This window comes from Blastococcus sp. SYSU D00669 (assembly GCF_054050715.1).
In genome coordinates, this window is sequence record NZ_JBJGZV010000003.1 from 14,803 (window position 1) to 41,265 (window position 26,463).

At 75.1% G+C, this 26,463-nt stretch carries 27 protein-coding genes and 1 pseudogene; 7 read left to right on the forward strand and 21 right to left on the reverse strand.

All coding sequences use genetic code 11. The features are described 5' to 3' along the window. Positions 1–2: 2 nt before the first annotated feature. The 3 genes from ACI8AF_RS03455 to ACI8AF_RS03465 are packed head-to-tail and all read right to left on the reverse strand — an operon-like array spanning position 3 to position 2,294. Entirely contained in the window at positions 3–1,331 is a 1,329-nt protein-coding gene (locus tag ACI8AF_RS03455) for a serine hydrolase domain-containing protein (protein WP_456538265.1), read from the reverse strand. Positions 1,332–1,356: 25 nt separating this feature from the next. Then, positions 1,357–1,701 carry a DUF3817 domain-containing protein gene (locus ACI8AF_RS03460; RefSeq protein WP_456538266.1) on the reverse strand — a complete coding sequence of 115 codons (345 nt, stop codon included), beginning with the start codon at positions 1,699–1,701 and terminating at the stop codon, positions 1,357–1,359. Then, entirely contained in the window at positions 1,698–2,294 is a 597-nt protein-coding gene (locus tag ACI8AF_RS03465) for a hypothetical protein (protein WP_456538267.1), read from the reverse strand. Before ACI8AF_RS03465 ends, ACI8AF_RS03460 begins: the two co-directional genes overlap by 4 nt. Positions 2,295–2,320: 26 nt before the next feature. On the opposite strand from ACI8AF_RS03465, the gene ACI8AF_RS03470 reads away from it, so the two are divergent. After that, positions 2,321–2,866 carry a hypothetical protein gene (locus tag ACI8AF_RS03470; protein ID WP_456538268.1) on the forward strand — a complete coding sequence of 182 codons (546 nt, stop codon included), beginning with the start codon at positions 2,321–2,323 and terminating at the stop codon, positions 2,864–2,866. On the opposite strand, the gene ACI8AF_RS03475 is transcribed toward ACI8AF_RS03470, so the two are convergent. Next, positions 2,844–3,206 (reverse strand): DUF2568 domain-containing protein, encoded by a 363-nt coding sequence (locus ACI8AF_RS03475; RefSeq protein ID WP_456538269.1) that lies wholly within the window; start codon positions 3,204–3,206, stop codon positions 2,844–2,846. The genes ACI8AF_RS03470 and ACI8AF_RS03475 overlap by 23 nt on opposite strands. A 120-nt stretch (positions 3,207–3,326) precedes the next feature. Beyond that, positions 3,327–4,397, reverse strand: a complete 1,071-nt coding sequence (locus ACI8AF_RS03480) for a C40 family peptidase (protein ID WP_456538270.1) — start codon at positions 4,395–4,397, stop codon at positions 3,327–3,329. Positions 4,398–4,711: 314 nt separating this feature from the next. Between ACI8AF_RS03480 and ACI8AF_RS03485 the strand changes: the two genes are divergently transcribed. Then, a complete protein-coding gene (locus tag ACI8AF_RS03485) occupies positions 4,712–6,274 on the forward strand; it encodes a phytoene desaturase family protein (RefSeq protein ID WP_456538271.1) in 1,563 nt (520 codons plus the stop codon). A gap of 107 nt (positions 6,275–6,381) precedes the next feature. Then, positions 6,382–7,125: pseudogene (locus ACI8AF_RS03490) on the forward strand (YhjD/YihY/BrkB family envelope integrity protein); the annotation flags it as partial. A 14-nt stretch (positions 7,126–7,139) separates the two neighbouring features. Here ACI8AF_RS03490 and ACI8AF_RS03495 read toward each other — a convergent pair. From ACI8AF_RS03495 to ACI8AF_RS03525, 7 genes are all read right to left on the reverse strand, one after another. Then, positions 7,140–9,533 carry a transglycosylase domain-containing protein gene (locus ACI8AF_RS03495; RefSeq protein WP_456538272.1) on the reverse strand — a complete coding sequence of 798 codons (2,394 nt, stop codon included), beginning with the start codon at positions 9,531–9,533 and terminating at the stop codon, positions 7,140–7,142. A gap of 94 nt (positions 9,534–9,627) precedes the next feature. Further along, positions 9,628–11,697, reverse strand: a complete 2,070-nt coding sequence (locus ACI8AF_RS03500; protein ID WP_456538273.1) for a HelD family protein — start codon at positions 11,695–11,697, stop codon at positions 9,628–9,630. Between the two features lie 80 nt (positions 11,698–11,777). After that, positions 11,778–12,440 carry an acVLRF1 family peptidyl-tRNA hydrolase gene (locus ACI8AF_RS03505; RefSeq protein ID WP_456538274.1) on the reverse strand — a complete coding sequence of 221 codons (663 nt, stop codon included), beginning with the start codon at positions 12,438–12,440 and terminating at the stop codon, positions 11,778–11,780. A 12-nt stretch (positions 12,441–12,452) separates the two neighbouring features. Then, positions 12,453–12,857, reverse strand: a complete 405-nt coding sequence (locus ACI8AF_RS03510) for a rhodanese-like domain-containing protein (protein ID WP_456538275.1) — start codon at positions 12,855–12,857, stop codon at positions 12,453–12,455. Then, complete coding sequence (locus ACI8AF_RS03515; protein ID WP_456538276.1) at positions 12,854–13,426, reverse strand: cysteine dioxygenase; 573 nt, start codon at positions 13,424–13,426, stop codon at positions 12,854–12,856. The genes ACI8AF_RS03510 and ACI8AF_RS03515 overlap by 4 nt, the downstream gene beginning before the upstream one ends. Positions 13,427–13,634: 208 nt before the next feature. Beyond that, a complete protein-coding gene (locus tag ACI8AF_RS03520; RefSeq protein ID WP_456538277.1) occupies positions 13,635–14,849 on the reverse strand; it encodes an MFS transporter in 1,215 nt (404 codons plus the stop codon). A gap of 261 nt (positions 14,850–15,110) precedes the next feature. Next, on the reverse strand, positions 15,111–16,928 hold the full coding sequence (locus ACI8AF_RS03525) for a phosphoenolpyruvate carboxykinase (GTP) (RefSeq protein ID WP_456538278.1): 1,818 nt from the start codon (positions 16,926–16,928) through the stop codon (positions 15,111–15,113). A 241-nt stretch (positions 16,929–17,169) separates the two neighbouring features. On the opposite strand from ACI8AF_RS03525, the gene ACI8AF_RS03530 reads away from it, so the two are divergent. Then, positions 17,170–17,610 carry a hypothetical protein gene (locus ACI8AF_RS03530; protein ID WP_456538279.1) on the forward strand — a complete coding sequence of 147 codons (441 nt, stop codon included), beginning with the start codon at positions 17,170–17,172 and terminating at the stop codon, positions 17,608–17,610. Here ACI8AF_RS03530 and ACI8AF_RS03535 read toward each other — a convergent pair. The 3 genes from ACI8AF_RS03535 to ACI8AF_RS03545 all read right to left on the reverse strand — a co-directional run bounded on the left by ACI8AF_RS03535 (position 17,584) and on the right by ACI8AF_RS03545 (position 19,625). Next, positions 17,584–18,570 (reverse strand): IS110 family transposase, encoded by a 987-nt coding sequence (locus ACI8AF_RS03535; RefSeq protein ID WP_456538280.1) that lies wholly within the window; start codon positions 18,568–18,570, stop codon positions 17,584–17,586. The two genes, ACI8AF_RS03530 and ACI8AF_RS03535, sit on opposite strands and share 27 nt — an antisense overlap. Before the next feature lie 228 nt (positions 18,571–18,798). Further along, complete coding sequence (locus ACI8AF_RS03540) at positions 18,799–19,299, reverse strand: SRPBCC family protein (RefSeq protein WP_456538281.1); 501 nt, start codon at positions 19,297–19,299, stop codon at positions 18,799–18,801. Next, the gene (locus ACI8AF_RS03545; protein ID WP_456538282.1) at positions 19,296–19,625 is read right to left on the reverse strand and encodes an ArsR/SmtB family transcription factor; all 330 of its coding nucleotides are present in this window, start codon (positions 19,623–19,625) and stop codon (positions 19,296–19,298) included. The genes ACI8AF_RS03540 and ACI8AF_RS03545 overlap by 4 nt, the downstream gene beginning before the upstream one ends. A gap of 61 nt (positions 19,626–19,686) precedes the next feature. Here ACI8AF_RS03545 and ACI8AF_RS03550 point away from each other — a divergent pair, with 61 nt between their 5' ends. Together ACI8AF_RS03550 and ACI8AF_RS03555 are read left to right on the forward strand one after the other, a co-directional pair. Beyond that, a complete protein-coding gene (locus ACI8AF_RS03550; protein WP_456538283.1) occupies positions 19,687–19,905 on the forward strand; it encodes a hypothetical protein in 219 nt (72 codons plus the stop codon). Positions 19,906–19,974: 69 nt separating this feature from the next. Further along, on the forward strand, positions 19,975–20,217 hold the full coding sequence (locus ACI8AF_RS03555) for an acyl carrier protein (protein ID WP_456538284.1): 243 nt from the start codon (positions 19,975–19,977) through the stop codon (positions 20,215–20,217). A gap of 1 nt (position 20,218) precedes the next feature. Here the strand turns inward: ACI8AF_RS03555 and ACI8AF_RS03560 are convergent, their stop codons facing one another. The 3 genes from ACI8AF_RS03560 to ACI8AF_RS03570 all read right to left on the reverse strand — a co-directional run bounded on the left by ACI8AF_RS03560 (position 20,219) and on the right by ACI8AF_RS03570 (position 22,498). Then, positions 20,219–20,929 carry a DsbA family oxidoreductase gene (locus ACI8AF_RS03560; RefSeq protein ID WP_456538285.1) on the reverse strand — a complete coding sequence of 237 codons (711 nt, stop codon included), beginning with the start codon at positions 20,927–20,929 and terminating at the stop codon, positions 20,219–20,221. Between the two features lie 10 nt (positions 20,930–20,939). Beyond that, positions 20,940–21,974, reverse strand: a complete 1,035-nt coding sequence (locus tag ACI8AF_RS03565; protein WP_456538286.1) for a cation diffusion facilitator family transporter — start codon at positions 21,972–21,974, stop codon at positions 20,940–20,942. A 146-nt stretch (positions 21,975–22,120) separates the two neighbouring features. Then, positions 22,121–22,498 carry an FKBP-type peptidyl-prolyl cis-trans isomerase gene (locus ACI8AF_RS03570; protein WP_456538287.1) on the reverse strand — a complete coding sequence of 126 codons (378 nt, stop codon included), beginning with the start codon at positions 22,496–22,498 and terminating at the stop codon, positions 22,121–22,123. A 136-nt stretch (positions 22,499–22,634) separates the two neighbouring features. On the opposite strand from ACI8AF_RS03570, the gene ACI8AF_RS03575 reads away from it, so the two are divergent. Further along, positions 22,635–23,009, forward strand: a complete 375-nt coding sequence (locus tag ACI8AF_RS03575) for a VOC family protein (RefSeq protein WP_456538288.1) — start codon at positions 22,635–22,637, stop codon at positions 23,007–23,009. 46 nt (positions 23,010–23,055) lie between these two features. Here ACI8AF_RS03575 and ggh read toward each other — a convergent pair whose 3' ends face one another. From ggh to ACI8AF_RS03590, 3 genes are read right to left on the reverse strand one after another with little or no spacing between them, the layout of a single operon-like run. Then, positions 23,056–24,438, reverse strand: a complete 1,383-nt coding sequence (gene ggh / locus ACI8AF_RS03580) for a glucosylglycerate hydrolase (RefSeq protein WP_456538289.1) — start codon at positions 24,436–24,438, stop codon at positions 23,056–23,058. Then, on the reverse strand, positions 24,435–25,229 hold the full coding sequence (locus ACI8AF_RS03585) for a sugar phosphate isomerase/epimerase family protein (RefSeq protein WP_456538290.1): 795 nt from the start codon (positions 25,227–25,229) through the stop codon (positions 24,435–24,437). The genes ggh and ACI8AF_RS03585 overlap by 4 nt, the downstream gene beginning before the upstream one ends. Then, positions 25,226–26,416 carry a zinc-dependent alcohol dehydrogenase gene (locus tag ACI8AF_RS03590; RefSeq protein ID WP_456538291.1) on the reverse strand — a complete coding sequence of 397 codons (1,191 nt, stop codon included), beginning with the start codon at positions 26,414–26,416 and terminating at the stop codon, positions 25,226–25,228. Before ACI8AF_RS03590 ends, ACI8AF_RS03585 begins: the two co-directional genes overlap by 4 nt. Between the last annotated feature and the right edge of the window lie 47 nt (positions 26,417–26,463).

Sequence of the window (26,463 nt, forward strand, 5' to 3'; positions counted from 1 at the left end):
CCTCACGTCGCGTGCCAGCCGCGGTCGTCGACGCCGCCGGGCACCGGGGCGGCCGGGTCGTAGGGCGTCCGCGTGAAGACGAACGTGCCGAGGTCGAGGTGGTCGGGGGCGATCCGCAGCGTCTCGCCGGCGTAGTAGCCGTCCAGCCCCACCCAGGTGCCGTCGGGCCGGGCGGTGAACCGGCTGGCGCGCCCGGAGCGCCCCGGCAACGGCCCCAGGTGCAGCAGCCCGCCGGCAACGGCGCGCAGCACGTGCGGCGCCGGCCCCCAGAACCAGACGCCGAGCAGGTCGAGGTCGACCGGCGCCGGCGCGGGCCGCCACGGCTCGACCACCCGCGGCTCGAGCTCGCGGAGGTCGGCGAGCAGGCCGGGGGCCAGCGGGTCGAGGCCCGAGGTGGTGTTGGCCAGCTGGACGGCGCCGGTCCGCTCCTCGCGGTCGACGAACACCCCGGCCAGGAAGCCCGGCATCGAGCCGCCGTGGCCGACGAGCGTGCGCCCGTCGAGCCGCAGCACCTGCAGCCCCAGCCCGTAGGCCGACCACCCGGGGGCGGATGAGTCCACGCCGGCCGGCACGGTCATCTCCTCGAGCGTCGCGGGGTCCAGGACGTCGCCGGTGTCGCCGAGCAGGAAGACGGCGAAGCGGGCGAGGTCGGCCAGCGTCGCCCACAGCTGGCCGGCCGCCGCCATGACGCCGGCGTGGTGCTCGGGCTCGGGGAGGACGACGTCGGCCCACGGGTGCACCGCCGTCCCGGAGGCCGCGGGCGCCACCGGCCGGGGCGTCGTCCGCGCCATGCCGAGCGGGGCGAGCACCTCGGCGCGGACGACGTCCTCCCACGAGGCACCGCGGGCGCGGGCCACCAGCTCGCCCAGCAGGCCGAAGCCGAGGTTCGAGTAGTGGAACCGGCGGGCGGCGCCGAGGACGACGTCCTGCTCCCCCAGCCCGAGCTCGGCCAGCGGGCCGCCCGGCGTGCGCTCCCACCAACCCCCGGGGCTCTCGGCGGAGGCCCCGGCCAGGTGGGACAGCAGCTGGCCGATCGTGCGGTCGCCGAACGGGGTGCCCGGCAGGTGCCGGGCGAGCGGGTCGTCCAGCCCGAGCCGGCCCTCGTCGCGCAGCCGCAGCACCGCCACCGCGGTGACCGTCTTGCTGATCGACCCCAACCGGTACTGGACGTCGGTGTGCGGCTCGGGGACGTCGCCGCGTCCGGCCGACCACGCCAGCCCGCCGTCGCGGACGACGCCGGCGACCATGCCGGGCGCCCGGCCGTCGCGCTGCACGCGGGCGGTGCGGGCCAGGAGCCGGCGGGCGGTGGTCGGCAGGACGGGTTCGGCCATCCCCGGACCGTAACGGCGCCGCCGGTCAGGCGGTCGCGGGCTCCCGGCGGGGCAGCCGCCCGGCGCGGGTCGCCCACCGCTCGAACCACACCGTGACCAGCGGCGGGACCGCGGCGGCGAGCGCCAGCAGGGTGGTGGACGGGCGCCAGCGCAGCACCCGGGCCGCGACCACCGCGACGACGACGTAGGCGACGAAGACCGCGCCGTGGACCGGCCCGAACAGCTGCACGCCGGCCTCCGTCGTCCCCGCCACGTGCTTGAGGTACATGCCGGCGAGCAGGCCGAGCCAGCTCAACGCCTCGGCGACGGCGACCACCCGGAAGGCGGTCGCGACGGGGTGGACGGCGGGCACGGCGGAGGAGGAGCTCACGACGACCCATCCTCCCCGACCGGGCCGTCGAGGTACGCCCGCCCCCGGGGCGAGAGCTCGTAGCCGACCTCGAGGCTGCGGGTGAGACCGAGCTCCTTGAGCTTGCGCACGTCGCGCTTGAAGGGCAGCACCTCGCGGCCGAGCGAGGCCGCGAGGTCGGGGGCCCGGACGCCGGGGCGCGCGGCGATGAGCGCGAGGACGCCGCGGGTCCACGGCCCGTGCCGGGCGGCGGCGTCGAACCGGTCGAGACGGGCGTCGAGGGCGCGCCGGTCGCCGTCGTCGAGGGTGGGCCGCTCGCGGAGGGCCACCCGCGGGTCGGGACCGGCGGCGCGGACCCGCATCCGGTAGACGCGCGCGCCGGGACGGCGGTCGAGCAGGGCGAGCAGCCGTGCCAGGGAGCGGACGCCGGCGGCCCGGGCGTCCTCCTCGGTGAGCAGCGCCGGGTCGACCTCCTCGACCGTCTCCACCTCGATCACCCCGGCGACCGTGCGCTGGGTGCTGCCGGCCCGCATCCGCGGGCGGTCCCAGCGGCGGAAGGCGAGCGTCACCGACCCGTCGGCGATCCCCTCGGCGGTGGCGCGGTCGAGCAGCACCGCGACATGGTGGCAGGGTCGGCGGCGTGCGTGGTCTGGCCCGGCGGGAGTTCTGCCTCGTCCTGCTGCGCCGGATGGCCGACCTCCGCCCCGACCTGGTCGCCGAGGCCCTGCCCCGGCTGGGCGCCACCCGGGCGCAGGCGCACGCCGCGCACAACCGCTGGCAGGCGCTGCACCACGCGCCGCGGGCTCCCCGGGGCCTGGCGCTGCGCACCGCCGTCCTCGGGCCGGCCGAGGAGACCGAGGACCTGCGCTTCGGCGACCTCGACCTCGAGGTGCGCCGGTGGCCGCTTCCGCTCTGGCCGCAGCACCGGTGGGAGGTGCTGACCGCGCCCGGCGGCGAGGTGCTCGAGGAGCGCTTCGTCCGCCTCCCGGGGGCGTGGGCGCCGCGGGTGACCGCCGGCCGGTTGCGGGTGTGGGAGCACGTGCTCGACGACGTCGCCGGCCTCCCCGGCGCGCGGAGCGTCGACCCGGGGGTGCACACCCGCTGGGAGGTGCACCTGCCCGACGGCACCCGTGCCCAGTTCGTCTGGGGGCTGCTCCAGCGGCTCACGCCGCCGTCGGCGGGCTGACCAGCGCGGCGGGGGACGGCGAGAGCACCGTGCCCAGGACGGCGGCGACGGCCAGCACCGCGGCCAGCCGGGCGTGGCCGGTGGCCGCCAGCGCCGCAACCGCCCCGCCGAGCACGACCACCTTCACCACCACGGTCACGGCGAGCACCTGCACCGGCGCCTGCGGCGAGGCGAACAGCCCCCAGAGCACCGCCGCCACCACCGGGGCGCCGACGGCGGCCAGCAGGCGGACGGCGGTGGGGACCGGCAGCGCCCACCCGCCGACCGCGAGCGCGGCCAGCGCGGCCAGCTCCGACCCGAACGCCACGGCCCCCCAGGTCCAGTTCCAGACGACGCCCATGACCCACACCTTCGAGAACAGTGATCCGTTTTGAGAGCAGTGTTCACGTTTCGTCGGTGGCCGTCAAGAGCGCGAGAGCCCCCGGCCTGGCAGGCCGGGGGCTCTCGGGCGGGACGGGGGTCAGCCGGCGATGCGCCGCATCGCGGTGATCGCGCCGACGGCGTCGATGCTCGCCACCTTCACCACGTCACCGGACGTGGGCGCGTGCACCATCTGCCCGTTGCCGATGTAGATGCCGACGTGGCTGATCGGGCTGTAGTAGAAGACCAGGTCGCCGGGCTGCAGCGAGCCGCGGGACACGGACTGGCCCATGCCGGCCTGCATGCGGCTCGAGTGCGGCAGGCTGATGCCGGCGGCCTTGTAGGCGTACTGGACCAGGCCCGAGCAGTCGAACGCGTTCGGCCCCGCGGCGGCCCAGACGTAGGGGTCGCCGCGCTGCGCCATCGCCGTGTCCACGGCGATCTGCGCCGCCTCGCTGCTGGCGACCACCGGGCCCGAGGGCAGCGGCTCGGCGCGCTCGTCGCGGCTGGCCCGGTCGGTGCCGTGCGTGGCGGCCAGCTCGGTGGCGGCCGCCTGCTCCTGGGCGCTGAGGCGGTCGAAGTCGGCCTGGTAGGCGGCGATCTGCGCCTCGAGCTCGGCCTGCTGGCCGGCGACGGCGTCGAAGGTGGCCTGGGCCTGGGCGGCGGCCTCGGCGGCGGCCGCCTGGGCGTCGGCGGCCGCCTGGGTCGCGGTCTGCGCCTGGCCGAGGATCTCGTTCTGGTGGCCGGCCACCATCGACAGCGTCGACATGCGGGCGACGAAGTCGTCGGCGTCGTCGCTGGTCATCAGCGCGGCGAAGCCGTTGAGCCCCTCGCCGGTGAAGGCGCTGCGGGCGATCCCCCGCACCTGGGCCTGCGCGGTGGCCAGCGCGGCCTGCGCCTGCGCCACGGTCTCCTCGGCGGCCCGGACGGCGGCCTGCTGCTGCTCCAGGAGCGCCCGCGCGTCGTTGAACTGCTCGGTGACGACCTCCAGGTCGTGGGCGCGGGCGGCCATGAGGGCCGCCGCCTCCTGCGCGGTCTCCGGCTGCTCCGGCGCGGCGGCGGCCGGCGCGGGCACGAACGCCAGCCCGAGCGCGGCGGCGAGCGCGAGGACGGCGCGGCGGGCGGTGCGGCGGGAGTTCGGGCGCGGGGAAGACGTCCGAGTGGTCGCCATGGGAGGGCGGCTCTCCGTTCTGCAGTGCGGCACGGGTGCGACCGCGGCCCGCGACGCTGCGAGCTCCCGGTTCGGGGTCGGCGGGGCGTCACCCCGAGAGGTGACTCAGCGCCCCGAGGGACATACAGACCGTAAGGGCGTTACTGGGTCGTGACAATCACCCCGATGTGATTTGTGCACACCTTCACAACTCTTCGCGCTTCACCCGACACGGTGGGTCACGCGACGGCTCGGGCGGGGGACGGCCGCCGGCCTCCGGACCGACGCTGGCGACCTGCGCGAACCGGTCGGGAGGCGCTGGTTACGGTGCGCAGGTGGCCGGTTCGCGGTACGACGCCGTCGTTGTCGGAGGTGGACACAACGGCCTGACCGCGGCCGCCTACCTGGCCCGGGCCGGGTGGTCGGTGCTGGTCCTCGAGCGGCGGGACGAGGTCGGCGGCGCCGCGGTGAGCCGGCAGCTCTTCCCCGGCGTCGACGTCCGCCTGTCGGCGTACTCGTACCTGGTCAGCCTGCTGCCCGACCGGGTCGTCGCCGATCTCGACCTCCGGGTGACCCTGGCCGACCGGGCGGTGGCCTCGTACACCGCCGTCCGCCGCCAGGGCGGGTCCACGGGCCTCCTCGTCGAGCGCGGCGAGGGACCGGCCACCGCGGCGTCGTTCCGGGCACTCACCGGGTCCGACACCGAGTTCGCCGGCTGGCAGTGCCTCTACCGGCGCCTGGCCACCCTGGCCGAGGACGTCGCCCCCACGCTCACCGAACCGCTCCTGACCGCCGGGCAGCTGGAGCGGCGGCTGCGCGACCCCGGGATCTGGCACGACCTGCGGGAACGCCCGCTGGCCGACGTCGTCGCCGACCACCTCACCGACGACGTGGTCCGCGGGGTGGCGCTGACCGACGGGCTGATCGGCACGTTCGCCGACGTGCACGAGGCGGGCAGCGCCGCGGGGCGCTGCTTCCTCTACCACGTGATCGGCAACGGGACGGGGCGCTGGCGGGTCCCGGTGGGCGGCATGGGCGCCGTGACGGCGGCGCTGGCCGCGGCGGCCCGCTCGGCCGGGGCCGAGCTGGTGACCCGGGCGGCGGTGACCGCGCTGGACGAGGGCCCGGACGGCGTCACCGTGCTCTGGACCGACGACGACGGCCGCGAGCGCTCCGCCGGGGCGGACGCCGTGGTGGTGGGCGCGGCGCCGGCCGTGCTGGCCGAGCTCACCGGTGCCCCGCCCGGCCCGCGGCCGAGCGGCTCGCAGCTGAAGGTGAACATGGTGCTCGCCCGGCTGCCGCGCCTGCGCTCGGGCACCCACCCCGCGACGGCGTTCGCGGGCACCTTCCACGTCGACGAGGCCGCCGCGCAGCTCGACGCCGCGCACGCCCGGGCCGCCGCGGGCCGGCTGCCCGACGAGATCCCGTTCGAGGTCTACTGCCACTCGCTGACCGACCCCACGGTCCTGGGGCCGGGGGCGCGCGCCGCCGGGCTGCACACGCTGACCCTGTTCGGCCTGCAGACGCCCGCCGAGCTCTACCGCGGCGACCCCGCCGGTACCCGGGACGAGGCCGTGCGGCGGGTGCTCGCGCAGCTCGACGCCCACCTCGAGGAGCCCCTCGCCGGCTGCCTGGCCCGCGACGCCGACGGCGAGCCCTGCCTGCAGGCCGCCTCCCCGCTGGACGTCGAGGCCGCGCTGGCGATGCCGGGCGGGCACATCTTCCACGGCGACCTGTCCTGGCCCGTGGCCGCGACCGCGGAGGAGGCCGGCACGTGGGGCGTGGCCGGCCCCTCCCCGCGGATCGTGCACGCCTCCTCGGGCGGCACGGTCCGCGGCGGGGCGGTCAGCGGGCTCGGCGGGTACGCCGCCGCCCGCCACCTGCTCGGGTCCCGCTGACCCCCCGACGGGCGGCCCGCGCCGATCCCTGGTGGCATGACCGGGTGCAGCGGTCCCGGTGGTCCCCCTCCCGCTGGTGGGCCGAGGTGACCGGGCTGCTGGCAGCGGTGCGCCGGCGGCTGCGCGGCCGCGACCTCGCGCTGATCGCCGCCGGCCTGACCTTCTACGCCGGCCTGGCCGTCGTCCCGCTGCTCGTCGTCGCGTTCGGCCTCACCACCTGGCTCACCTCGCCCGGGACGGTGCGCGAGCTCGGCGACCGGCTGGCCGGGCTGTTCCCCGACGAGGTCGGCGCGCCCGACGCCGTGGCGCGGCTGGTGGACGCCGGGGCAGGGCTGGACCCGGTCGGCGTCCTGCTGGCCCTGGTGCCCATGTCGCTCTACGGCGAGGGCCTGCGCCGGGCGCTGCTGCGCTTCAGCCGCCGCGAGGAGTCGCTCACCGGCTGGCGCGGCCGGCTGCTGGCGCTGCCGCTGCTGCTGCTCACACCCGTGCTGCTGTACCCGCTGCTGCTCGCGGTCGAGGTGATGGCCGACCTCGACCGCACCGGCCACGTGATCGGCCGGATCGCCGTCGGCTTCTACTCGGTCCTCGCCGCCCTCGTCGTCCCGCTGCTGTGGGGCTTCCGGGTGGTGGCGGCCGGCCGGCTCGGCTGGCGGGCGCTGCTGATCGGCGTCCCGTTCACCGCGGCCTGCCTGTCGGGCTTCCTGCAGGGCTTCGTGCTGTTCCTGAGCCTGCCGCTGGATCTGGGGGCGCCCTTCGGCGGGCTCACCGTCGTCGGCGGCGTCGTCGCCGTCGGCCTGTGGCTGTTCCTGCTGCACCTTGTGCTGCTGGGCGGCTGGCTGCTCACCCAGGCGCTCGACGACCGCTTTCAGTCGTCGTCACCGGGGACGGCCGGGGACCCGCCGTTGCCGTTGCCGTTGCCGTTGCCACCGCCGTTGCCGTTCCCCCCGTCGTCGTCCGGAGGCGGCGGCGGTGGGGGCGGCGGCGGGGCGGGCGGCGGGGCGGGGGGCGGCGCGGTCGCCGGCGGCGGCTCCGGGGCCGGGGCCGGGGCCGGCTCGACGTAGCGGGAGCCGTTGCTGACCAGGATGGTCACGACCTGGCCGGGGACGGCGCGGCTGCGCGGGCTCAGTCCCACGAACTGGCCCGCCGGGCGGTCGCTGTCGACCCGGGCGGTCGACCACTGGAAGCCGGCGGCGGTCAGGGCGGCCTTGCAGGCGCTCACGCTGGAGCAGCCCGGCAGCGGCCGGGTGTTGCCGTTCTCGACCTGCTCGTCGGCCGGCGGGAAGTCGGCGCTGCCGCGGGCCTCGAGTATCGGCGCCATCGCGTCGTGCCAGATCTGCGCGCCCTTGCCACCACCGAAGCCGCCGACGTCCTCGTTGCGCTTCGGGTTGAGGACCATCACGCTCGCGGTGATCTCGGGGGTGTACCCGACGAACGCGACCGAGTAGTTGTCCTGCGAGGTCCCCGTCTTGCCGGCGATCTGGTGACCGGGGACGTACGCCCGCCGGCCGGTCTGGCCGCCGTACCCGGGCTCGACGTCACGGCGGAGCATCTGGTTGAGCGTGTTGGCGACACCCGGCGGGATCGCCTCCGGCGTGCACCGGTCGCGCACCAGCGGCTGGCCGTCCTCGCCGAGGACGTCCTCGCCGTTGCGGTCGAGCAGCCGGGTGAGCGGGACGACGTCGCACTGCGTGCCGCTGGCCGCCAGCGTCGAGTAGGCACTGGCCAGGCCCAAGGGGCTGGTCGGCTCTGGCCCGAAGGTGAACGAGCCGCGGTTGTCGTCGATGATCTGCTGCGGCAGCGCCGGGTCGTTGAACTGGAACAGGCCCATCTTCTGCGCCATCTCGACGGCGTCCTCGACGCTGCCGAGGGCGTCCTCGAGGGCGAGGAAGTAGGTGTTCGACGACTGGTACAGCGCGGTGGTCATGTCCAGCGTGCTGCCGTACCGGCCGGCGTTGCGGACGTCGTAGGGCTCGCCGCCGTCCTTGTACACCTTGGACACGTACGGGTCGGACGTCGTCAGCGTGTAGTGGCTGCCGAACCCGCGGGCGAGCGCGGCCGCTGCCACGAAGACCTTGTAGGTGGACCCGGAGCCCTGGCTGGGGGCCACGTTGAGGTTGAACGACTCCTGCGTCGGGTCGCTCACGTCGTAGCCGAAGACCCGGTTGACGCTCATCGCGAGCAGGTGCCCGGTGCCGGGCTCGACGGCGGTGAACATGCCGGCCAGCGAGTCGCCCATCGGCAGGGTCTGCAGCACCGCGGAGTCGCCGGCCCGCTGCAGATCGGGGTCGAGCGTGGTCTGGATGGTGTAGCCGTTGTGCTCGAGGTCGTCCTGGGTCAGGCCCAGCTCGTTGATGAGGTACTGCTGGACGAAGTCGCAGACGTAGGGGCCGACCGAGGCCTGGACGCAGCCGCGGCGGGGCGCGGGGGCGGGGGCGAGGCCGAGCGGCGCGGTGGAGGCGTCGGCCGCCGCCTGCTCGCTGACGTAGCCCTGCTCGGCCATGCGCGAGAGGACCTCGTTGCGCCGGGCGGTGGCCGCCTCCGGGTTGGTGAAGGGGTCGTCGGACGTGGGGCTCTGCACCAGCCCGGCGAGCAGTGCGGCCTGGGTGAGGGTGAGGTCGGCGGCGTTGACGCTGAAGAAGGCCTGCGCGGCCGGCTGGATGCCGTAGGCGTTCTGCCCGTAGTAGACGATGTTCAGGTACCGGGTGAGGATCTCGTCCTTGCCGTACTCGTCCTCGAGGGCCAGCGCCAGCTGCGCCTCGCGCAGCTTGCGGCCGACGGTCTGCTCGACGGCGGCGCGCCGCTCCTCGGGGGTGTCGGCGGTCTGCAGCAGGGTCTGCTTCACCAGCTGCTGGGTGAGCGTCGAGCCGCCCTCCTCCACCCCGCCCGAGGCGATGTTGGTGACCAGCGCCCGCAGCGTGCCCTGCACGTCGAGGCCGTTGTGCTCGTAGAACCGGGCGTCCTCGATGGCGACCATCGCCTGCTTCATGACCTCGGCGATCTGGTCGCCGGGGACCGGCGCGCGGTTCTCCTCGTAGAAGTAGGTGATGGGTTCGCCGTTGGCGGCCAGCACCACCGTGTTGCCCGCCGGCGGCTCGTCGGTGAGCTCGACCGGGGGGCGGCCGAGCAGACCCGTGCCCTGCTGGGCGGCCAGCGCGGGGCCGCCGACCCACGGGAAGAGGAGACCGGCGACGAGTGCGCCGGCGACGACGACGGTCGACAGCAGCTTCAGCAGAGTGCTGGCAACTCTGGGCTGCTCCATCGCCCCCCTCCCCTCGAACGGTGTCACACCTCAACAGGAAACGTCCCGATCTACAACCACCCGCGCCGCGCCGGGACAGGCGAGGCGCGCGGGTTCAGCGACGGCCCCGCTGCAGGGTCCCGCCGCGAGCTGGCGAGTGGTGGGGGGCAGCGGGGTCGTTCGACAGCTCGGCCGGCAGATCACCCCGGTGGAGGACCACGAGCGCGCTCACCGCGCGGGTGAGGACGACGTAGAGCCGGTGCAGGCCGCGCGGCTCGGCGGCGACGATCGCGCCCGGGTCGACGACCACGACGGCGTCGAACTCCAACCCCTTGACCAGCGTCGCCGGCACCACGGCGACCCGGGCCGCCGCCTCGCCGTCGTCGGTCAGCGGCTCGGCCGGCAGCCCGGCGGCGCGCAGCAGCGCGACCACGCCGGCGACGTCGGCGTCGGCGCAGACGACACCGGTCGAGCCCTCGCCCGCGGCGAGCCGGGCGACGACGTCGGCCAGCGGCTCGGCCAGCGTGCTCACCGGCCGCACGTCGAGCGAGCCGGCCTCCCGGCGGGTCGCCGTCGCGGGCGGCAGCCCCGGCGCGATGGCCGGCAGCAGCCGGTTGGCGTAGTCGAGCACCTCGCCGGGCACCCGGTAGCCCCGGGTCAGGGGGCGGACGACGGTGCCGGGCCGGCCGAGGCCCTCGAGGGTGGCCGCCCAGTCGGCCACCGACCACGGGCTGGTGGCCTGGGCGAGGTCCCCGAGCACGGTCAGCGAGCCCGCCGCCAGCCGGCGGGCGATTGCGCGGCACTGCATGGGCGAGAGGTCCTGCGCCTCGTCGACGACCACGTGCCCGTAGCCCGGCGTGCGGTCGAGCAGCCCGGCGGCCTCGTCGACCAGGACGGCGTCGGCCTCCGTCCACGGCGCCGTCCGCACCGACCGCGCCGGGCGGTGCAGCGCGGCCTGCTCGTCGTCGTCCAGGACCCCGCGGGCGGCGCGGGCCAGCCGGTCGGGCTCGGTCCAGAGGGCGTGCAGCAGGCCGGCGGCGTCCCAGGCCGGCCACACCGCGTCGCAGAAGGCGCGCACCTCCGCGCTGCGCGCCGCGCGGCGGGTCTCGGCGTCGGTGGGGCTGCCACCGGCCAGCTCCTTCTGCCGGCGGGCGTCCTCGGCCAGCGCCATGGCCAGCCGCTCGCGCCCGGCGGAGTAGTGCAGCGCCTGCAGGTCGTCGGCGATCCGGCCGCGACGGCGCAGGTCGTCGACGTAGCGCTTGAGCCGCTCGACGGGGACGCGGTACCGGCGGCCGGCCAGGGGCACGAGGAGGTCGTCGGCCGGCTTGGCGATGCCGCCCCACAGCGCGCGGTGGAGCACCTCGGCCATGCGGGCGTCGCCCTTGAGGACGGCGAGCGCGGGCTCCTCGGCGGCGCGCACCGGCACCCGGGCGGTGAGGTCGGCGACCGTGGTCTGCTCGACGTCCACCTCGCCGAGCGTGGGCAGCACCTGCTCGATGTAGCGGAGGAAGGCCCGGTTGGGCCCGACCACCAGCACGCCGGTGCGGGCGAGCTGGCCGGAGTGGGTGTAGAGCAGGTAGGCCGCGCGGTGCAGGCCGACCGCCGTCTTGCCGGTCCCCGGGGCGCCCTGCACGCAGATCGACTCGGACAGCGGCGCCCGCACGATCGCGTCCTGCTCGGGCTGGATGGTGGCGACGATGTCGCGCATCGGGCCGCTGCGCGGCCGCTCGATCTCCTGCCGCAGGAATTCGCTGGCGCGCCCGTCGCCGGCGGCGAGCAGCTCGTCCTCGTAGCCGGTCAGCTCGCCGCCGGAGAAGCCGAACCGGCGGCGGCGCACCAGGCCCTGGGGATCGGCCGCGCTGGCCTGGTAGAACGGCCGGCTCATCGGTGCCCGCCAGTCGATGACCACGGGGGTGCCCGTCGCGTCGCGGACGTGCCGGCGGCCGATGTGGAAGGTCTCGGTCGCGGTGTCGGTCCGGCCGAAGAAGGGCGGGACGCCGGGGTCCGCGGCCAGCCGGCGGAGCCGCTCGGCGCGCGCGGCCCCCAGCCGCTCGGAGGCCCAGGCGTCGACGCCGGCGTCGGTCACCGCGGCGGCCGCGGTGCGCATCTCGGTCAGGCAGTCGGCCGCACGCGCCAGGTGGGCGCGCTCGGCGGTGAGGACGGGATCGGGGGAAGCGGTCGTCACGCTCGATGCGGAGGACACGGTCGGAGGACCTTACGGCACGCAGCGACATCCGTCACGGGGTGAACAGCAGATCGCGGCCGTCAGCGCTCGTGGGGTTCGACGATGTGGACGGCGACGGCGCGGAACTGCTGCGGGGTGGCGAGCAGCACCGCCTTCGTCGGCTCGCCCACCTCCAGCGCCGGCTCGCGGCGCAGCGCGGCCAGCGGCGCGAGGCGCGGATCGGCCAGGACGGCGTCGACCAGGCCGCGGTCGCCGCCGGTGAACAGCGCCGCCACCTCCCCGGCGGCCGGCAGCAGCACGCGCGCGGCGGTGTCGGCGGCGGCGTCGACGACGGCGTCGGTCTGGTGGCCGCGGCGGCGGGCGAAGCGCTGCTGCGACCAGCCGCCGGCCGCGGTCCGGCCCTGCACCAACCGCGAGTCGACCTTGGACGCCTCGAGCTCCGCGCCGGCGAAGACGCCGACGGCCCAGCGGCCCCTCCGCACCAGCAGCACCGCCGCCCGCCGGGGCTGCCGCGCGGCCGCGGTGAACCCCGACAGCAGCGCCGGTCCCGGCGTCCAGGTGAACGGCGCCCGCAGGGTGACCGTGGTGGTGTCGGCGCACGTCACGCGGACGGCGCCGTCGTCCAGCGCGACCTCGGCGAAGGGACCGTGCCGGTCGGCCACGCCGTCCAGCCAGCGCGCGAGCCGCTCCGGTGCCACGCCGAGGACCCGGCCGCCACCGGCGGCGGGGCGGGCGCGGGTCACCGGCCGAGCATGTCAGCAGGTCGGGAGACCGGCCGCCTCCCACGCCCGGAAGCCGCCGACGACGTCGGTCGCCCGGGACAGGCCGAGCGAGCGGAGCGCGTCGGCCGCGAGGCTGGAGGTGTAGCCCTCCGAGCAGAGGACGATCACCTCGACGTCGTAGCCGGTGGCCTCGGGCAGCCGGGCGTCCGAGGCCGGGTCGAACCGCCACTCCAGGACGTTGCGCTCGACCACCAGCGACCCGGGCACCTGGCCCTCGCGGACGCGCTGGGCGGCCGGGCGGATGTCCACCAGCAGCGCACCGCGGGCCACGCGGGCGGCCGCCTCGGCGGGCGTCACGCGGACCAGCCGGCTGCGCGCCTCGGCCAGCAGCTCGTCGATCGAGCGGGCACCGGCCGGCCGGGTCAGCGACAGGGTCACCAGTCCACCCCCGCGCGCTCGCTGCCGGTGCGGACCAGTCCGTCGTCGTCCACCCGGTAGGTGTTCATGACGGTCAGGCGGGGCGCGTAGACGTGCAGGCTCACGGCCGGCTCGGCGTGCCGGTTGGTCACCTGGTGCACGTAGCGGGGGCCGAAGTGGCGGACCCGCCCCGCGTCCAGCTCGGTCTCGGTCTCCCGCGGCCGGTCGGCCCCTCCGGTGGCGACGACCTTCTCGGTGAGCGTGCCGCGGGCGACGGCGAAGGCGCCCGCCGAGTCCCCGTGGTCGTGCAGCGGCGTGCCCTGGCCGGGCAGCCAGGAGAGCAGCCAGATCTGGGCGTCGTCGAGCTCGTCGTGCAACGAGGGGTCCAGGAACGGCCGGACGTCGGCCGGCTCGAGCAGCGCCGTCCAGCGCGAGCTCTCGCGGAAGCCGACGACCGGCTCCCAGAGATCGGTGCGGACGGCGAGGGCGACCGCGAGGGCGGCCGAGCCGGTGGGCCGGGTGGACGCCGCGGCCACGAACGGGGCCAGGCGGGGGTCGGCGAGGACAGGGGACAGCGGTGCGAGGGACATGCGGGGAGGAGTTCCTTACGAAGCGGCCGCGGACGTCAGCGGCGGGGGTCGGTGAGGGGCGCGCGCTCAGCGACCCGGACACAGCGCGCTCGCCACCCGCAGCAGGTCCACGTCGGACCGGCGGTGGAGGAGCAGCGGCGTCACGCCCCCGACACAACCACGTGGGACCATTCCCGTCAAATACGACCGGCTTGGTGTGTTTTGCCCCTCAGGCGGCCAGCGCCGGCTCGGCGGCGTGCTCCGCCGGCACGTGCAGCAGCTTCTGGAAGGCGCCGACGGCCACCGCGGCGACCCCGGCGGAGACGGTGGCGACGAGGAAGGCGGCGTTGGCCCCGGCGACGTCGACGATCTTGCCGGCCACCGACGCGCCCAGGGCCACCCCGAGGCCGAGGGCGGTGCCGATCCAGGTGAACGCCTCGGTCACCGCGGCCCGGGGCACCAGCAGCTCGGCGAGGGTGAAGGAGCTGATCAGCGACGGGGAGACGGCGATCCCGGCCACGACGACGAACGGGATCATCAGCCAGATGTCGTCGATGAGCAGCAGCGGGACGCTCAGCACGGTCAGCAGGGCCAGCACCACCAGCAGCCGCAGCCGCAGGGGGTGGCGCCAGTGCACCGCACCCCAGCCGATGCCGCTGGCCATCGAGCCGACAGCCAGGCCCGCGATGAGCACGCCGGACAGCGACATCGCCCCGACCTCGTCGGCGAACGCGACCAGCGCGATCTCCAGCGTGCCGAGGATGGCGCCCACGGCCCCGCCGACGACGAACAGCACGCGCAGCCCCGGGGTGCGCATGGCCGAGGGCCCCGAGCGGCTCTCGTGCCCGCCGGGCGGCGGCTCGGTCCGGCGCTGGGCGGCGAAGAGCAGGCTGCCCACGACGGCGAGGGTGAAGGCGGTGACCACCCCGGAGGTGGCGTGGCCGGTGGTGGAGAGGAACGTGACCAGCACCGGCCCGACGATGAAGACGAACTCGTCGACCACCGACTCCATGGCCAGCGCGGTGGGCAGCCGGTGGCTGCCGCGCAGCAGGTGGGTCCAGCGCACCCGGATCATCGAGGCCACCGGCGGGATGCAGGCACCCGCGACGCCGGCGCCGACGAAGACGATCCAGCGCGGCCAGTCCTCCTTCACCGAGGCGAGGAAGAGGGCGCCGGCCGCCACGAAGACGACGAGCACGGGCAGCAGCACCCGCCGCTGGCCGTGGCTGTCGGCCAGCCGGCCGATCACCGGGCCGGCCAGCGCCGTCGTCACCGCGCCGACGGCGGCCACCGCACCGCCGAAGCCGTAGGAACCGGTCTCCGAGGCGACCAGGAGCACGCAGCCGAGCCCCACCATCGACAGCGGCAGCCGCCCGACGAACGCGGCCAGCACCATGGGCAGCGCGTGCGGCGTGCGCAGCACGTGCAGGTAAGGATTGGCCACGAGGGGGGAGGTCTCCGTCGGAGAGGGTGTCAGGCGGGGTCACGCTAACCGACGCGCCCGGTGGGCGGCGCGTCGGACGTGGTCCGCGACACGCCAGGACCAGCGGGATCACCCGGACGGGGCGCCCGCCGCGCCACCTGCGGGGTGTGGACGCCGCCCGCTCGGCGCGGGTGGCCGTCGTCCTCCCTCACCGGAACGGGTCCTCCCCCGCGGTGCGCCGCGGGGGAGGACCCGTCCGGATCGGGTCAGCTGATCGTGGCCTCAGGCGTCGAGGCGGTGCTTGAGGATCTCCAGCTCGTCCCACATGGTGCTGGGCAGCTTGTCGCCGAACTTCTCGAACCACTCGGTGATCTGCGGGACCTCGGCGCGCCACTCGTCCGTGTCGACGGCGAGGGCCTTGGCCACCTGCTCGGGGGTCAGGTCGAGGCCCGAGACGTCGAGCGAGTCCGGCGTCGGGACGTGCCCGATCGCGGTCTCCTCGGCGGCGGCGGTGCCCTCGAGCCGCTCGATGACCCACTTGAGCACGCGGCTGTTCTCGCCGAAGCCCGGCCACAGGAAGCCGCCGTCGTCGTCCCGGCGGAACCAGTTGACGTAGAAGATGCGCGGCAGCTTGGTGGCGTCGTGCGCCTTGCCGGTCTCCACCCAGTGCCGGAAGTAGTCGCCGGCGTTGTAGCCGATGAACGGCAGCATCGCGAACGGGTCGCGGCGGACGACGCCGACGGCGCCGGTGGCGGCCGCGGTGGTCTCCGACGACAGCGTCGCGCCCATGAAGACGCCGTGGTTCCAGTCCCGCGCCTCGGTCACCAGCGGGACCGTGGTCTTGCGCCGGCCGCCGAAGAGGATCGCCGAGATCGGCACGCCCTTCGGGTCGTCGTACTCCGGGGCGAGGATCGGGCACTGCGTGATGGGGGTGCAGAACCGGCTGTTCGGGTGGCTGGACGGCTCCTCCGAGCCCGGCGTCCAGTCCCGGCCCTTCCAGTCGGTGAGGTGCGCGGGCGGCTCGTCGGTCATCCCCTCCCACCAGATGTCGCCGTCGTCGGTGAGGGCGACGTTGGTGAAGACGGAGTTGCCCTTGTCGATCGTGCGCATGGCGTTGGGGTTGGTGTCCCAGCCGGTGCCGGGGGCCACGCCGAACAGGCCGTACTCGGGGTTGAGCGCGTAGAGCCGGCCGTCCTCGCCGAAGCGCATCCAGGCGATGTCGTCGCCGAGCGTCTCGACCTTCCAGCCGGGGATGGTCGGCTCGAGCATCGCCAGGTTGGTCTTGCCGCAGGCCGACGGGAAGGCGGCGGCGATGTAGTACGTCCTCTGCTGCGGGCTGGTCAGCTTGAGGATGAGCATGTGCTCGGCGAGCCAGCCCTCGTCGCGGGCCATGACCGAGGCGATCCGCAGCGAGTAGCACTTCTTGCCCAGCAGCGCGTTGCCGCCGTACCCGGAGCCGTAGGACCAGATGGCCCGCTCCTCCGGGAAGTGGGTGATGTACTTCGTCGAGCTGCACGGCCACGGCACGTCCTGCTGGCCCGGCTCGAGCGGGGCACCGAGCGAGTGCATGGCCGGGACGAACGCCGCGTCGTCGCCCATCGCCTCGAGGATCCGGCTGCCGATGCGGGCCATGACCCGCATGGAGACCACGACGTACTCGGAGTCGGTGAGCTCCACCCCGAACATGGGGTTCTCGGCCTCGACCGGGCCCATGCAGAACGGGATGACGTACATGGTCCGGCCGCGCATGCACCCGCGGTACAGGCCGGTCATGATCGACTTCATCTCGTCGGGGGCCATCCAGTTGTTGGTGGGCCCCGCGTCGGCCTCGTCGACCGAGCAGATGAAGGTGCGGTCCTCGACGCGCGCCACGTCGCTGGGGTCGGAGGCGCACCAGAACGAGTTGGGCTTCTTCTCCAGGCGGGTGAAGGTGCCCGCGTCGACCAGCTTCCGGGTGAGCCGCTCCCACTCCTCGTCGGTGCCGTCGACCCACACGACCTGGTCAGGGGTCGTGAGCTCGGCCATCTCCCGGACCCACGCCAGCAACCGGGCGTGCGTCGTGGGGGCGTTGTCCAAGCCGGGGGTGGCCACTGAGGTCACGGCATCTCCATCCATGTGGCTGAGCGGGTCGGCGCCGGGCCGTCCGGGGACGGTTCGCCGGGATCCGGATCGAGTCAGGCTACAAGGCGTACACGGCCGTGTAACCGTGAGAGATGTTACGTATAGGACGTCTTGTCCGCGGACGGAAGACCCTGGTGGGGAGCGGCGTTCACCGCATCCGGCGACCCGGCCGGGCCCGCGGCGGGATCCGATACCGGTCCTCCGCCCCTATGCTGCGGCCGTGGCCGGACGCCGCCTGCTCGTCGCGCTGTCCACCGCTCAGCTGGCGGTGCAGCTCGCCGGCGCCGGGGTCGCCGTGCGGCGCGCGGTGACCTACGACATCCCGTTCCTGCACGGCCGCCCGGACCGGGTTCGGCGCGACGCCCTGTGGCTCGGCAGCGCGTTCAGCGCACCGACGCCGATGATCGCGGCGCAGGCCTGGGCGACCGCACGCCTCCTCGTCGGCCCGGACGATGCGGCCCGACGCGTGCTCGTCCTGCTCGGCGTGGCCATGCTGCCCGGCATCCTGCTGGAGCGGCGCGACCGGGAGCGGCTGACCCCGACGGGCTTCGACCCGGTCGAGACGCCTCTCGTCGCCGGCGCCCTCGGACTCACCGCGGCGATGGTGCTGGCCGGCCGATGCTCCTATGGATCGTCAAGCGGCTTGGGCCGGTGGTGGTGAGGTGAGCAGGTAGTAGAGCTCGCGGGCGATCAGTCGTTTGAGGCATCGGATGATGTCCTTCTTCGACAGCCCTTCTTCGGTGCGGCGCTGGACGTAGGCACGGGTGCGGGGATCCCAGCGCATCCGGCAGAGCGTGACCCGATAGATCGCGGCGTTGGCCTGCCGGTCGCCGCCGCGGTTGAGCCGGTGCCGGTGGGTGCGCCCGGAGGAGGCGGGGATCGGTGAGACGCCGCAGAGGGCGGCAAAGCCGGGCTCGGAGCGCAGCCGGTCGGGGTTGTCCCCGGCGGTGACCAGCAGCTGGCCGGCCACGTCGGCGCCCACGCCGTGGGCGGCGGCCAGGGCGGGGTTGATGGCGCCGACCAGCGGGGTGAGCAGGGTATCGAGGTCGTCGATTTCCTCGCTGAGCCGGGCGTGGCGACGGGCCAGACTGCGCAGCGCGGTCTTGGTCGCCTGCACCGGGTCCGCGCTGCCGGTCGGGTCCGGGCGCATCGCCGCGCAGGTGGCCAGCAGCCGCCGGAGGGTCAGGGTGCGCAACTGGCCGCGCAGCGGCTCGGGCGCGGTGATGATCAGCGCCCGGATCTGGGTCTGGGCCTCGGCGCGGGCGGCGGCCTCGGCGTCGATCGGATCGGACTTACCGGCGAACCGGCGGGTCTTGCGGTCCGGACGGTCGACCTCGACCAGCTCGATCCCCGCCGCGGTGAGGTGACGGGCCAGGCCGGCGCCGTAGACCCCGGTGCCCTCCACACCCACCTGCTGGACCCGGCCGTGCGCGGCGAGCCAGTCCATCAGCTGGCCGTAGCCGGCCGGGGTGGCGGCGAACTCGCGGTGGGCCAGCAGCCGCCCGGCGGCGTCGACGACCGCGGCGGTGTGGGTGTCGGCGTGGGTGTCCACCCCGCCGAACACCGGCTGGCCGGTGGTGACGGACTGGGCAGCGGGCAACGGCTCTGCGATGGTGGTCATCGCCGTCCTTGTCACTCGATCGGTCAGGGCGGCACGCACCGCCGAGCGAGCGGACAAGACAGTGACGGGTGCTTGCTGGCACAAGCTCCTATGAGGTCACGAACCCTCGACCGGTGAGTGCAAGCGAGCCCCGCAGCGGACCGCACCGACAGATCGGCATGAAGACCCGAAGTCAGTCAGGCGCTGGGTCAGGAACGACCGCTGCGGGGCTCGCCCACATCCTCACTGTCAGGCGCGGTAGGCGGGCCCGACCTCGGCGAAGAAGGCGTCCCAGTCTGTCGGCTGGGGCTCGCCGTGCAGCTCGGCGGCGAGCTTGTCGAGGTACCAGTGCCACCCGGCCGCGACGTCGGCGACGCCCTCCCCGGTCGGCAGGACCTGGGTGAAGACCAGGACGGTGCGGCCCTCCTCGGTGCTCAGGTCGAGCTCGACCCGCCAGGGTTCCGGCTGCGCCCACTCCAGGACGAGCCGCCGCGGCGGGTCGCACTCGACGATGGTCGTCGGCGAGGCGGCCGGCTCGTCCCCCTCGTGCAGCATCGTGAACGTGCCGGCGCCGCCGGCGCCGCGCTCGCCCTCGTAGGTGCCGATCCAGCGGGCCGAGCGCTCGTTGTCGGTGAGCGCCGACCACACGTCCTCGATCGGGTCCGGCCAGCTGCGGCGGAACACCAGCCGCCGGCCGCCGTCGGGTTCGCGGGTGACGACGCCGCGGCGGTCGTCGGGGCTGCCGGTCATGGCTGGTCTCCGGTCCGTCGGGCCCGCCGGCCGCGGGCGATCTCGGTGTCGAGCGCGTCCAGGCGCTGGGCCCACAGGTCGCGGTAGGGCTCCAGCCAGTCGTCGAGCTCCCGCAGCGGTCGCGGGTCGAGCACGTAGCGGCGGTGGCGGCCGTCCACCCGGTCGCGCACCAGCCCGGCCTCGCGCAGCACGCGCAGGTGCCGGCTGATCGCCGGGCGGCTCACCGGGAAGCACGCGGCGAGCTCACCGGCGGCCAGCTCGCGGCGCGCCAGCAGGGCCACGATCTCCCGCCGGGTGGGGTCGGCGAGCGCCCCGAGCGCCTCCACGGCTAATGCGTAACACATCTGTTACGGGTTGGCCAGCGGCCGGCCGGGGCATGCGAGCGGCATGACCGTCACCGATCCCGACGTCCCCGACCCGCTCAACGACCCGCGCACCACGCAGGCCGACCCCGGCGCCGTCGCCGAGGGGGCCGACCTGGCCTCGACCGAGGACGACCCGGTGGCGACCGGCGAGGAGGAGCTGCAGGCCGGGCGGACGGAGGCCGACGACGCCGGGGGCGGCGACGTCACCGGTGGCGCCTTCACCGAGGCGCCGCGCGGCTGAGCCGTTTCCGGTCGCGCCGCGGGGGAACCCCTCCCGCGTCCCTTACCGCTCCGATCGGAGGAGGTCGCGATGGCCACGGGTGAGACCGGCTTCGAGGACGTCACCTACGACCTGATCTCGGTGCAGTACCACTCGCTGAAGGCCGGGCACGACTACGGCCAGTACGTCCGGGACGCCGAGAACGCCGGGCTCGACGACGTCGCGGCGTTCTTCCGCGAGGTCATGGACCAGGACTCGCAGCGGGCCAAGCGCTGCCACGAGTTCCTCAAGCAGCTGTCCGGGACCGAGCAGGGCGGCCCCGCCGTCCAGTAGTTCAGACGGCGCACTCGTCGCCGACGCACCCGTCGGCGTCCGGCACGGTCACGAGCGGGTGGGCATCGGCCCACGCCCGCTCGAGGAGCTGCAGCAGCAGGTCGGCCGGCTGGGCGCCGGCGGCGCCGTACTTCCGGTCGACCACGAAGAACGGGACACCGGTCGCACCCAGCGCCTGCGCGGTGGCGGCGTCGCGGCGGACGGCGGCCCGGTACCGCCGGTCGGCCAGCACCTCGCGCACCTCGGCCTCGTCCAGGCCCACCTCGACGGCCAGCGGCAGCAGGTCGTCGACGGAGAACAGCGGACGGCCCTGCTCGAAGTGGGCGTGCAGCAGCCGCTCCTTCATCTCCCCGCCCACGCCGCGCTCGGCGGCCAGGTGCAGCAGCTCGTGGGCGAGCGAGGTGTTGCCGCTGGTGCCGTTCGCCAGGTCGTAGCGCAGGCCCTCGCCGGCGGCCATCTCCTCGACCCGCGCCTGCATGGCGCGCATCTCCTCGACCGGTCGGCCGTACTTCTCGGCCAGCGCGGGCAGGGTCGGGAAGGTCTCGCCGTCGGGGATCGACGGGTCCAGCTGGAACGAGCGCCAGACGACCTCCACCTGGTCGCGGTGCGGGAACCGCTCCAGCGCCGCCTCCAGCCGCCGCTTGCCGATGTAGCACCACGGGCACACGACGTCGGACCACACCTCGATCTGCATGATCAGGTGAACGTTCAACGACCTCGGGTCATTCCGGGCGGTGCCCCTCCGCGCGCACGTCGCCGTCGGCGTCGGTCGGGTCGAGGAACACGTACCGCACGCCGGGATGGCGGGCGACCAGGCGGCGCTCCGCCTCGTCCGACGTCCGCTCGATCTCCTCGGCGGTCGCCTCGTCGGCGAAGTCCACCTCGGCCGCCACGACCAGCTGCCCTGGCCCGATCACCGAGGTGATCAGCAGCGGGACCTGCTCCACGTGCGGCAGTGCGGCGATCTCCGCCCGCAGCTCCTCCTCGATCCGCGACGACGCGGCCTGGCCGATGAGCAGCGAGACGTTGGCCCGCGCCAGCGCGTAGGCCACCGCCAGCAGGAGGACGCCGATCGTGATGGCCGCGATGCCGTCCCACACCGGTTCGCCGGTGACGTGCTCGAGGACGAGCCCGGTCGCGGCGAGGACGAGCCCGACCAGGGCCGCGCTGTCCTCGAAGGTGACCGCCTTGACCGTGGTGTCGGTGGTGGTGGAGAGGTACCGCGCCGGCGTCACCTTCCACCTCCGGGCCGCGCCCCGGACCTGGCGGACAGCCTTGAGCCACGAGGCGCCCTCCAGCACGAACGACACCGCCAGGACGACGTAGGCGACCGTCGGCGAGCCCTGCTCCTCGCCGTGCAGGATCGTGCTGATCCCCTGCCACACCGAGAAGCCGGCGCCGAGCACGAACGTGCACAGCGAGGCCATGAACGCCCAGAAGTACGTCTCGCGGCCGTAGCCGAAGGGGTGCCGGTCGTCGGCCGGCTTGTTCCCGCGCTTGAGCGCGATGAACAGCAGCACCTCGGTGATGGTGTCGGCCAGCGAGTGCGCCGCCTCGGAGAGCATGGCCGAGGAGTGGCTGATCAGCCCGCCGACCAGCTTGGCGATCGCGATGCCGAGGTTGGCCAGCCCGGCGAGGACGACGGTGCCGGTGCTCTCGCTGCCCGAGTCGTGCTGCGGCCCGCCCGTGCCGCCGGGCACCGGCGGCGCCGGCGGTCCGGTGGTGACGACGGACTGCCCGGGCGCCGTTTCGCTCACGCCCCCGGCGATGCCCAGCGGTTGCACTCAGCAACCACACCGCGGTCCTCCGGACCGCACCGCGGCCACGCGCCGTACCCCTGTGTCGTCGAGCGCCTCCGTCGCGCCTGCGGAGCCCTCCGGGCCCCGCTCGGCGCGACCGTGCGCTACCGCACGCCGACGAGGTCCACCACGAAGACGAGGGTGGCGCCCGGCTTGATGACGCCGCCGGCGCCGCGGTCGCCGTAGGCCTTGTGCGGGGGGATGGTGAGCCGGCGGCGGCCGCCGACCTTCATGCCGGTGATGCCCTCGTCCCAGCCCTGGATGACCATGCCGACGCCCAGGCGGAACTCCAGCGGGTCGCCGCGGTCCCAGGAGGCGTCGAACTGGTCGCCGCCCTCGTGGGTGACGCCGACGTAGTGCGCGCTCACCAGGCTGCCGGGGCTGGCCTCGGGGCCCTCACCGACGACGAGGTCCTCGACGACGAGGTCGGCCGGGGCGGGGCCGGTCGGCGGGTCGACGTCCGGTCGGGTCAGCTCGGCCACGGTGCTCCCTCCTGCTCCCGGGGCGGTCCCGGCGCTGCCCCCATCCAAGCAGCGGCGCCGGACGGCTGCCGGTCCGCGCCCCGGCGCGGGGCTCCCCGACGACCACGGGGAGGGCCGGGTCGTTAGCCTGCGCGGCGTGATCGACCACCTGTCGCTGCAGGTCGCGGACCTCGACGCCGCGGTGTCCTTCTACACGCGCGTGTTCGCCCCGCTCGGGGTGCGCGAGGCGATGCGGCACGGGGAGGCCGTGGGCCTCTGCGGCCCCGACGGCTTCCCGACGCTGTGGCTGGGCACGCAGGTGGACGACGGCGTGCGGCCGGTCCACCTGGCCCTGCGGGCGCCGTCGCGCGAGGCGGTCGACGAGGTCTTCGGCCTGGCGCGGGAGGCGGGCGCGGAGGTGCTGCACGAGCCGCGGATCTGGCCGGAGTACCACCCCGGCTACTACGCCGTCTTCTTCCGCGACCCGGACGGCAACAACGTCGAGGCGGTCCACCACACCCCGCCGTCCTGACGCGGAGTCCCACGGCAGTGTTTCCGCGCCGTGGGACTCCACACGCTCAGGTGAGCAGCAGGTCGAGGGCCGCGGCCGCCGTCCAGGACTGGCAGGCGCTGCCCAGCGGCTCCCCGGTGAACGGCTCGTAGTACTCCGCGAGCGAGCCCTCGGCGAGCTGGTCCAGCGACGCCCGGCGCAGCGGCGCCGCCACGTCGGTCAGCCCCCGCTGCTCCAGCATCCAGACGAACAGCCAGTTGACCACCGGCCAGCTCGGTCCGCGCCAGTAGGCCCGCTGCCGGAAGTCCGGCGACGTGGGGCTGGTGGTCGGCAGGACGGCGTGCCGCAGGGCGGGGTGGCCGGTCCAGTCGGCCGAGCGCAGCAGCTCCACCATCGCGTGCTCGGCCGGCTCGTCGAGGCCGCCGCACAGCAGCGGGGCGAAGCCGGCGACGGTCTGCACGCGCAGCGGCTCGCCGGTGCGCAGGTCGGTGTCCAGCGCCAGCCCGAGCCCGGGGTCGACGCTGGCCGCGACGCCGGCCCGGAACCGCGCCGCGTGCTCCTCGAGCTCGGCGACCTCGGGCGCACCCAGCGACCGGGCGATCCGGGCGAGCGCGGCGCTCGCCGCGGCCATGATCGCGGACATGAAGACGTCGGTGGTGAGGTAGCTGGCCGTCGCCCGGATGCGGGCGTCGTCGTAGCCGGCCCGCTTGAGCTCCTCGACGCTGGTCAGGTACCGGTCGTACTCCAGCTGCGTCGGCCGCTGGCTGGTGTCGGTGACGATCCGGGTGTCCCGGCGCTGGTACGGCGGCAGGTCGGCGGCGACCTCGACCCGCGAGTACGGCCCGTCCCAGCGGGGCGAGTTGTCCATCCCGCCCTCCCAGCCGTGGTACACGGTGAGCAGGCCGGTGCCCCCGGGGTCGCGCGCGGACGCCAGGTACCGGTGCCAGGCCAGGAGCCTGCGGTAGGCGCCGGGCAGCCAGGCGCGCACGTGCTCGACGGCGGCCGGCCCGTGGCTCTCGGCGATGGCGACGATGCGCTCCACGGCCAGCGCGTGCACCGGCGGCTGGCAGATGCCGCTGGTGCGCGGGGCCGTCGGCGCCGCGTCGCTCACCTGGCAGCCCCAGCGGTCGGGGCCGGGGAAGTAGTGGTGCTCGTCGGGGTCGAAGACGATGTGCGGCACCATGCCGGTCGTCCACTGCCCGCTGAACAGGTGGTCGAGCTCGGCGCACGCGCGGCCGGGGTCGAGGTGCGCGATGCCGACCGAGACGAACGCGGCGTCCCAGCTCCACTGGTGCGGGTAGAGGTGCGGCGCGGCCTTGGTCATCGCACCGGCGCTGTTCGCCCGCAGGGCGTAGGCGGCCCGGGCGGCCAGCTCGGCGCCCCGGACGCCGGTCTCCCCGAGGACGGCGTCGGCGGCCCAGTCGAGGGCGACGTCGTGGGTGGCGGTCACGCGAGGCTCCTCAGCAGCGCGGTGGCCCGGGGCAGCGCCGCAGCGGCGTCGCCGGAGAGCCGGCACTCGAAGGCCAGGTAGCCGTCGTAGCCGACGGCGTCCAGGACGCGCAGGTGCGCGGCCCAGTCGACGTGCCCGGCGCCGGGCTCCAGGCGGTTGCTGTCGGAGAGCTGCACGTGGCCGAGGCGGCCGGCGACGGCGCGCAGCGCGCCCGGCGGGTCGGCCTCCTCGATGTTCATGTGGTAGGTGTCGGCACCCACCTGCACGCTCTTCAGTCCCGTGGCCTCCGCCAGCTCGGCGGCCTGGGCCAGGGTGTTCACCATGTGGTCCTCGTAGCGGTTCAGGGGTTCGAGCAGGATGCGGGTCCCCGCCCGCTCGGCGACCGCGCCGAGCCGGGCCAGCGCGTCGAGCAGGACCTCGCGGTCCTCCTCCTCCGAGCGGGGCGGGGTGAACGGGGGCAGCCGGCGGGAGAACATCCCCCACGAGGCCGGGGTCATGGCGCCGACGCCGCCGAGCGCGCCGATGACCTCGACCTGGCTGGTCATGTTGGCCAGCGCGTCGGCGCGGCGGTCGGCGTCGAAGTCGCCGATGAAGTGGTCCATCTCGACGCAGACGGTCGGCAGGACGACGCCGTCGCGCTGGGCGGCGCGCAGCTGCGGCAGCCGCTCGCGCAGCGCGTGGTCGCCCTGCCCGCGCAGCTCGATGGCGTCGAAGCCCCAGGCCAGCGCGGTGTCCCACTTCTCCTGCAGGGTCGCGCCGGGGAGCACCTGCTCCTGGACGGCGAGCTTCACGAGGCGCGCTCCAGGTCGGCCCGGGCCGGGCCGACCGCGCGGAAGTCGAGCACCGTCTGCAGGGTCTCGGCCGGGCGCTCGTCGAGCAGCCGGTAGGCCTCCTCCACGTCCTGGCAGGGCACGACGTGGGAGACCAGCGAGGCGACGTCGATCCGGCCCTCGACCACCAGGCCCATGAAGACGCGGTGCAGCCGCTCGGGCGTCCACCGCTCCCCCAGGCCGGACGGCACGCCGCCGATCTGCGAGGACACGATCTGGATCCGGTTGTGGTGGAACTCCTCGCCGAGGTGCAGGCCGAGGCCCTCCCCCTGGTAGAAGCCGGACGCCACCACGCGGCCGCCGGCCGCGGTGGAGCGCACCGCCTCGTGCAGGGCCCGGTAGGAGCCGGAGAGCTCGATGGTGACGTCGGCGCCGTCGCGCGCGTAGCTCTTGACGCACTCGGCGACGGAGATGGCCTCGTCGGTGGGGTCGAGGGTCAGCGAGGCACCCAGCCGGGTGGCCAGCTCGAGGCGGGGGGCGATGCCGTCGACGGCGATGACACGGGCCCCCGACAGCGCGGCCAGGCGCGTGGCGAGCAGGCCGATCACGCCCTGGCCGAAGACGGCGACGGTCTCGCCGAGGTGCAGGCCGGCGGCGAGGACGGCGTTGAGCGCGATGGCGCCCACCCGCGCGAAGACGCCGACCACCGGGTCGGCCCCGGGCGGCAGCTGCCGGCCGGCCAGCTTCTCGGCGGGCAGCACGGCCTCGCTGCGGTGGCCCCAGATGCCGTACACGACGTCGCCCGGGCGCGGATCGGCGACGTCGTCGGCGACCTCCACCACCTCGCCGACCTCGCTGTAGCCCCAGCCGGTCACCGGGTACTCGAAGCTGCGGCCACCTTCGGTGAACAGCCGCTGCTCGGGGTCCCACTGCTTGGTGAGGTAGACGTTGGAGCCGCGGTAGGCGGTCATCTCCGTGCCCGCCGAGATGCCGGAATAGAGGGTGCGCACCCGCACGGTCCCGGGCCGGAGGACGGCCGCGTCCTCCTCGACCAGGGCGACGCTGCGCGGGCCGGTGAAGCTGACCACGACGGGCCGCTCGAGGACGGCGGTCCCGCTGCGGGGCGGCCGGCCGACCGGCACGGGGCGCACGGCTGCCTTCGTCGGAGTGCCCACGGCGGCGCTCGCCTCCCGCTCTTTCTGCGTCATGGCAGCCACATCGGCATGCCCGGCAACTACTTTACGCCGATTTCTTG

What these genes read in the sequence shown, in the direction of transcription:
- ACI8AF_RS03590 (WP_456538291.1), bottom strand. Translation starts at nt 26,416, where the DNA reads ATGACGCAGAAAGAGCGGGAGGCGAGCGCCGCCGTGGGCACTCCGACG.
- ACI8AF_RS03475 (WP_456538269.1), bottom strand. Translation starts at nt 3,206, where the DNA reads ATGGGCGTCGTCTGGAACTGGACCTGGGGGGCCGTGGCGTTCGGGTCG.
- ACI8AF_RS03455 (WP_456538265.1), bottom strand. Translation starts at nt 1,331, where the DNA reads ATGGCCGAACCCGTCCTGCCGACCACCGCCCGCCGGCTCCTGGCCCGC.
- ACI8AF_RS03480 (WP_456538270.1), bottom strand. Translation starts at nt 4,397, where the DNA reads ATGGCGACCACTCGGACGTCTTCCCCGCGCCCGAACTCCCGCCGCACC.
- ACI8AF_RS03555 (WP_456538284.1), top strand. Translation starts at nt 19,975, where the DNA reads ATGGCCACGGGTGAGACCGGCTTCGAGGACGTCACCTACGACCTGATC.
- ACI8AF_RS03515 (WP_456538276.1), bottom strand. Translation starts at nt 13,426, where the DNA reads ATGTCCCTCGCACCGCTGTCCCCTGTCCTCGCCGACCCCCGCCTGGCC.
- ACI8AF_RS03495 (WP_456538272.1), bottom strand. Translation starts at nt 9,533, where the DNA reads ATGGAGCAGCCCAGAGTTGCCAGCACTCTGCTGAAGCTGCTGTCGACC.
- ACI8AF_RS03535 (WP_456538280.1), bottom strand. Translation starts at nt 18,570, where the DNA reads ATGACCACCATCGCAGAGCCGTTGCCCGCTGCCCAGTCCGTCACCACC.
- ACI8AF_RS03550 (WP_456538283.1), top strand. Translation starts at nt 19,687, where the DNA reads ATGACCGTCACCGATCCCGACGTCCCCGACCCGCTCAACGACCCGCGC.
- ACI8AF_RS03540 (WP_456538281.1), bottom strand. Translation starts at nt 19,299, where the DNA reads ATGACCGGCAGCCCCGACGACCGCCGCGGCGTCGTCACCCGCGAACCC.